General features: G+C 43.8%; 6 protein-coding genes and 4 tRNA genes. 3 read left to right on the forward strand and 7 right to left on the reverse strand.

What is annotated here, in order from left to right; translation table 11 throughout:
* Positions 1-171: 171 nt before the first annotated feature.
* From KU855_RS18360 to KU855_RS18380, 5 genes are all read right to left on the reverse strand, one after another.
* The gene (locus KU855_RS18360) at positions 172-1,245 is read right to left on the reverse strand and encodes a PLP-dependent cysteine synthase family protein (RefSeq protein ID WP_218532681.1); all 1,074 of its coding nucleotides are present in this window, start codon (positions 1,243-1,245) and stop codon (positions 172-174) included.
* A 111-nt stretch (positions 1,246-1,356) separates the two neighbouring features.
* Positions 1,357-1,441: transfer RNA gene (locus KU855_RS18365), tRNA-Tyr, on the reverse strand.
* 76 nt (positions 1,442-1,517) lie between these two features.
* Positions 1,518-1,602, reverse strand: a tRNA-Tyr gene (locus KU855_RS18370).
* 27 nt (positions 1,603-1,629) lie between these two features.
* Positions 1,630-1,714: transfer RNA gene (locus KU855_RS18375), tRNA-Tyr, on the reverse strand.
* A gap of 32 nt (positions 1,715-1,746) precedes the next feature.
* Positions 1,747-1,831: transfer RNA gene (locus KU855_RS18380), tRNA-Tyr, on the reverse strand.
* Between the two features lie 127 nt (positions 1,832-1,958).
* Here KU855_RS18380 and KU855_RS18385 point away from each other — a divergent pair.
* The 3 genes from KU855_RS18385 to KU855_RS18395 all read left to right on the forward strand — a co-directional run bounded on the left by KU855_RS18385 (position 1,959) and on the right by KU855_RS18395 (position 5,164).
* The gene (locus tag KU855_RS18385) at positions 1,959-2,441 is read left to right on the forward strand and encodes a VC2046/SO_2500 family protein (protein ID WP_218532683.1); all 483 of its coding nucleotides are present in this window, start codon (positions 1,959-1,961) and stop codon (positions 2,439-2,441) included.
* Between the two features lie 73 nt (positions 2,442-2,514).
* A complete protein-coding gene (locus KU855_RS18390) occupies positions 2,515-2,790 on the forward strand; it encodes a DUF406 family protein (protein WP_218532685.1) in 276 nt (91 codons plus the stop codon).
* Between the two features lie 181 nt (positions 2,791-2,971).
* Positions 2,972-5,164, forward strand: a complete 2,193-nt coding sequence (locus KU855_RS18395; RefSeq protein ID WP_218532687.1) for an EAL domain-containing protein — start codon at positions 2,972-2,974, stop codon at positions 5,162-5,164.
* A gap of 26 nt (positions 5,165-5,190) precedes the next feature.
* Here the strand turns inward: KU855_RS18395 and KU855_RS18400 are convergent, their stop codons facing one another.
* Positions 5,191-5,652: a YchJ family metal-binding protein gene (locus KU855_RS18400; protein WP_218532689.1), complete on the reverse strand. Its 462-nt coding sequence runs from the start codon at positions 5,650-5,652 to the stop codon at positions 5,191-5,193.
* On the reverse strand, positions 5,649-6,185 hold the full coding sequence (locus tag KU855_RS18405; RefSeq protein WP_218532691.1) for a nuclear transport factor 2 family protein: 537 nt from the start codon (positions 6,183-6,185) through the stop codon (positions 5,649-5,651). Before KU855_RS18405 ends, KU855_RS18400 begins: the two co-directional genes overlap by 4 nt.
* Positions 6,186-6,461 lie beyond the last annotated feature (276 nt).

Here is a 6,461-nt window from a genome sequence, read left to right on the forward strand (position 1 = left end):
CGAGACAGTTCAAGCTTGATGGGAAACGGGATAGGGCCTATCCACGTGCGTTAAAAATGAGTAAAAACAAGTATCCCATTAAGTCTAAGAAAAATGCCGTTCACACTAAGTGAACGGCATTACGCAATCGCGGGCTTTTTTGTGAGCAGATATCTAGCCAATCCTAAGGGATCAGCATGGATCGAGGGTTAATTGACCCTGGATAGTAAATTGCGCCATTTTTTCTGCAAAATGTTGATAGCAGCCAATATTTTCGCTAATCCAGTCACAGTTGTAATAGGTGTCGAGATAACGCTCACCCGAATCACAAATTAATGTCACCAGGCTGCCAGTTTGTCCTTGTTGCTGCATTTGAGCGGCAAGCACGAGAGCGCCAAATAAATTGGTGCCAGTTGAAGGTCCGGTTTTACGACCAATGAGGCCTTCTAACCAATGAATGGTCGCAATCGCAGCAGCATCTGGGATCTTAAGCATGCTATCGACTACGCCTGCAATGAATGAGGGTTCGACACGCGGACGACCAATGCCTTCGATTTTACTGCCGACATTGCTCACTATACTGGCATCGCCGGTATTAAAGTATTGATAAAATACAGAATGTTCAGGATCGACCACACAGAGCTGGGTGTCTAATTGCTGATAGCGAATATATCGACCTATGGTGGCAGAGGTGCCGCCTGTACCTGGACTCATGACGATCCAGCGCGGGATGGGGTGGGGTTCCATTTGCATTTGGTTAAAGATGGAATCGGCAATATTGTTATTACCACGCCAATCCGTGGCACGTTCAGCATAAGTAAATTGATCCATATAATGGCCATTTAACTCGGTAGCTAACCGTTCTGACTCGGCGTAGATTTGATTGCTGTGATCAACAAAATGACACTGGCCACCATAGAACTCAATTTGTTGAATTTTCTTCTTGGCGGTGGATTTCGGCATCACGGCAATAAAAGGCAATCCTAGCAATTTTGCAAAATAGGCTTCCGACACTGCCGTACTACCAGAGGATGATTCAATAACCGGGGTACCTTCCTTGATCCAGCCGTTACATAACGCATAGAGAAAAAGCGAGCGGGCGAGGCGATGCTTCAAACTTCCCGTTGGATGAGTACTTTCATCTTTGAGATAGATATCAATGTTGTTGAGTGCGGGGATATCCAACTTGATCAGGTGTGTGTCGGCACTGCGTTGGAAGTCAGCTTCGATTTTTGCAATGGCATGCTTTACCCAAGTTTGCGTCATGATAGGGAGTTGCCTTAGTTATTATAGAAGACAGGCATGATAAATAACTTAGTTGCAGATGTACACGTTGAAAATAACTAGGGAGTTAACACAGTAAAAGAGAGGGATAGATGGTGGAGGGAGAAGGATTCGAACCTTCGAAGGCTGAGCCGTCAGATTTACAGTCTGATCCCTTTGGCCACTCGGGAACCCCTCCAATATATCTATTTTTTGATGTTGAACTTAACTTCTTGGCCAGAAGTTAACTGTATCAATACTGACACAGGTAAAAATGGTGGAGGGAGAAGGATTCGAACCTTCGAAGGCTGAGCCGTCAGATTTACAGTCTGATCCCTTTGGCCACTCGGGAACCCCTCCACGAACAGGCATAAGATGTAAGAAAGATGGTGGAGGGAGAAGGATTCGAACCTTCGAAGGCTGAGCCGTCAGATTTACAGTCTGATCCCTTTGGCCACTCGGGAACCCCTCCCTTTCTTAATGGTCTTATATTGTTACAATTGATGGTGGAGGGAGAAGGATTCGAACCTTCGAAGGCTGAGCCGTCAGATTTACAGTCTGATCCCTTTGGCCACTCGGGAACCCCTCCTCTCAATTGCGGCGTGAATAGTATGCATAAACCTTTGGCTTGTAAAGGCTCGATTTGAAAATAATATTAAAGTTATTGCTCATCTGGTCGATTAACTAACAACGACTTGTTTCTGTGATGTTTTTTTATGCAGATTGATGCCAATATCATCAATGAATTACATTTAGGTAGCCGCTTAAACGATGCGATAGCAGCGAAGCGGCGGGGCGAGTTTGCTCTATTATTAAGCCTACTGTCTGCCGATGTGCGCGATATGGCGCAATTTAGTCCACAAGATCTGTCAGTCGATGAAACACTTAGACGTGAGTTCGATGTGCCTGGGCGGCAACCTTTAACGGTGAATATGGCACTCGAGACCTGTTGGGATCATAGTCAGGCGTTTTTTAGTGATTCTGCCGCAGGCTTTTATTTACGCCAAAGCTTGCTCGCTGAACCATTAGTCTATGGCGGCGCAGTGGATGCCGAATTAATGACAGTACTGGAAAATTGCAGCCATAGCGTGAAACATCGCTGTTTACACCACAGTGACACTCACCAGCAGATGCCTGAACCGCCACATTTATGCGATCAACTGCAAGCACAGCGATTAATGATAAATTCACTGATATAAGTCGAGTAATGCTTGGTGTGTCATGCCGCGAGACTTATAATAGGTTTGACTAATTTTAGCAAAGAGAAAGATTATGAAATCAATACGTGAAGCTCAGTCGCAAGCGGTTAATGATACTTGTACTGATTGTGGTAGTTATATTGATATTGGTTCAGTTATCGATGCCGATGATAATGTTTTACAACTGAATGTTAGTGAAGAGCGGGCATTATATTTATCCAGCAGTGCCCAAGAACGCTTTGCGGATGTACAAGTGAACATGATTAGTGACAAAGAGGAAGTCACACTAACCCTAACATTTGGGATCAGTGCTGAAAAAATGATCTTCCAACTGCAGCATGGGCTGTAACAATTTATAACTTATTGTAGTATAAGAGTAATTGAGCCATTGCATGCAATCTCTTCTTGTTTTTATCTCAATGATTCAGTTACTCTTTTATTAGTTATATAGCGTTTATGTAAATATTATTGCAGTTATTAATAACAATAAATAATCAGCGATGCTGATAAAAATGGATTTAGGGAATAGGGTGAAAACGCGTAATTTTCAGTTAGTCGTTGAGTCCGTGGTTAATTCACCGGCAAAAAAGCGAGGTGATTTTTTGGCAACCGCCGAATTAATTGCCGACGCGTTAAGCGAACAGCTGGCTGTTGATTGCATTAGTATTTGGGCGTTTGATAATCATCAATCCTTACAATATCCTATTTGCCTACGATATTTACATGACACGCCTGCGGTTAATCCCGCACTGATACGTCCTAAACACTTAGATCTTCTGCCCCATTACCTCGAACAGTTATACGATCACCGCTTAATTGTCACCAATGATATTGCGACGTCACCTTGCTCCCAAGATTTAGCGACTAACTATTTTATGCCCCGAGGCGTGGTGGCATCCCTTGATGTCTCGGTACGCATCAATGGTCATTTGGAGGGGGTGATTTGTCTTGAACGAATGCACTCTCGCGGCGCTTGGCAGGAAAAAGAAACCAATTTTGTCTGTCAACTGGCGGATCAACTGGCCTTGACCTTGGCAACACAGCAAAGCTACCAACAACAAGAATTACTGACTTTATTTAGAAGTGCGTTAGCGCAGTCAGACCAAATTACCATGTTGGTCGATTTACTGAGCTTAACCATCAGTTATGTTAATCGTGCTCACGGTGAGATCACCGGCACGTCGGCAAACAAAGTCATAGGAAACCAAGTTTCTCAACTTAGTTTTTTCAAACAATACCCGGAACTTGGCGACAATATTATTACGGACTTACGTAATGGTAACGCCAGTAAAGGGGAGGTGGCATTACGGCGTGAAGACGGTAAAAAATATATACTGCAATACCATATCCATCCTTTTGTCACCGAGCGCGGCAAACCTTTCGCGTTAGTGACGGCACTGGATAATTCCCGTGATCATTTTATTCGTTCAGAACTCGAACGATTAGCGTGGCGTTGTAGTCTCACCAATTTATATAACCGGTCATACTTTAATCGTACCTTAGAGCACTGCCAGCAAGGCTATCTGATTTTAATAGATTTACGTGGTTTTAAACGTTTTAACGATGCCTATGGGCACGATCAAGGGGATAATTTACTGATTGAAATGGCAAGGCGGCTGCGTAGTTTCGCCGAAATTTACGGTGCCAATCAGGTCGCTAGAGTGGGATCTGATGAATTTGCCTTGTTCATTAATGAAGTGAAGCTGTCATTTGATATTAAGATATTGGCACACAAACTGTTGGCGCATCTTAGCCAAGTGTTGAAGATTGGCCGAGAGCAAGTGACACCCAAACCCGCATTAGCTGTGGTGAATTTAGCTGAAGTTCTTGATGTGATGTCGCCGATGACTTGTGTTGATATTGCCGTGCAACACGCTAAACGCAAGCAAGGCCAGTCAATTCAGTTTTTTACTAAAGATCTGCTGTCGAACTTTCAAAATGATACGGATATCGAACGTGAATTACAGCTAGCGATCCGCGGACGTCAATTTGAATTGTATTATCAACCCTTAATGGACTTACAAGAACAACGCTATATTGGCGCAGAAGCTCTGATACGTTGGCATCATCCGAGTAAAGGGATTTTGTACCCTAACAGCTTTATCGATATTGCCGAACAAACCGGCTTAATTGCCAGTATTGGTGCCTGGGTATTAGAGGCGTCTTGTCGGCAGTTGAATCTGTGGCAGCATAAAGGCCTGCAGCTATCTATGCATGTCAATGTTTCTGCAAGACAGTTCTTTAGCGGCAATCTATTCGAACAAGTCTGGCATTTAATGACGAGATACCATTTAGCACCACGGACCTTAATTTTAGAGATCACTGAAACTGAATTGATGGAAGACATCAAGTACGCCACCAATTTATGTAAGGAACTCACTGAACTTGGTGTCGGTTTAGCTATCGATGATTTTGGTACTGGTTATAGTTCGATGCGCTATCTGAAACAGTTTCCTATCAGCAAACTTAAAATCGACCGTTCGTTTATTTCAGATATTAGTTCCAGTCGTGAAAGTCGAGAAATCGTCAGTGCGATCATTGCGATGGCAAAAGCATTAAATATTTCATTAACGGCTGAAGGGGTTGAAACCACTGAGCAAGAGGCATTTTTAGCCGCAAATCTGTGCCATCAAGCGCAGGGCTTTTTATACAGCCCAGCGCTCAGGGATGCTGACTTTACTGATTTTATCAAAAACCACCGGCTTAAGCCCGTTATCGACTGAGGCGGCAGTTCCCCATACATTGCGGCTTATTTTAAACAACATTGTTTACTTTTCTTACCGCTTAAGCACACACACAGTTGGTTGCGCTGGGGGTACTTAACCGGTAAATGTTGTCCTTGAGTATAAAACCACTGCTCATCAATACGGATAAATTGGGAGTGCTCATGGATGGCATCGATATCATCTTGCGCGCGATACCAAGCACAAAAAGTAACCCAGCCAGTATTGGCCTCTTCACCATGATTTTCTATGGCCAAACTCAACCAATGCACCGGATCTTGAGCCAATATTTCGAGAGTGAGATCACCTAAATAATCAGGATGGGTAGTGTCTAATATATAGCGAAACTCTGCCATCGCAAAAGCGCAATAGCGCGAGCGCATGAGTTGCAACGGTGACGTTGCGCGAGAGATACCTGTGTGCAGGGGAAGGCAACATGCTTGGTAGTGATGACCACTACCACAGCAACAAAGGGAAGGCGTTATCATAGCGAGTTAGGGATAGATACCAGTAAATTATTCACACCATAATACCAGTTTTGTTGTGGCATGGCCTGATAATATAACTCCGGCGTTGCTTGCGATGTCGCTTCAGCTTTGATCACCCACTGGTCATTGTCAGAGACAAATTGAAATAAAAACTTACCTGCAAACTGTGTCGGCGCATCACCAGTATCGATGGCCGGGGAGTATTTTATTAAAAAGTATCCCATATCCGTAATGGAGTCCGTGAGGTATTGGCGACTAGTGACCCTAAAATCAATCTCAACACTGGCACGGTTACGAATGACTTTATCGAAGAACTCTTGATAATGCTGAGCGATTGCGAGTTTACTGTTAAATATCCCCTGCGTGGCTTTTTCAGGCATATAGATAGCATCAGGGTGATAGAGCGCGGCAATGCGATTAATATCTAAATGATTGAAGGCGTGCATCATGCTCTGATAGTGGCTATTAAGAGCGGTGTCTTGCGCCTTGAGCGTGGGGGATTGAGCCGATAATGGCTGTGAAAACAGCAGCATAAATAGGCTTACATACATTAAAAATGTGGCGCGTTGAGTCATATTAATAGTGGCTGTGATCTCTAAAATGCACACTATAATTAATGCTCTAGTGAGTTGGTAGCATTAGATCTTTACAAAGTGTGTAAGGCTTGTGGTGCCGCCTGGCTCATAAAAATGTATGGTCCGCCTCGTTATTGCAAATGATATTTCCGATAACGAGGTTGGTTTGCGCTAATGTATTCGGAGTCTTCATTAGGTGCTACCACCCGCTCCACGATGAGTTCCGCGCTAGAT

The organism is Shewanella sp. NIFS-20-20 (assembly GCF_019209865.1).
GTDB lineage: Bacteria > Pseudomonadota > Gammaproteobacteria > Enterobacterales > Shewanellaceae > Shewanella.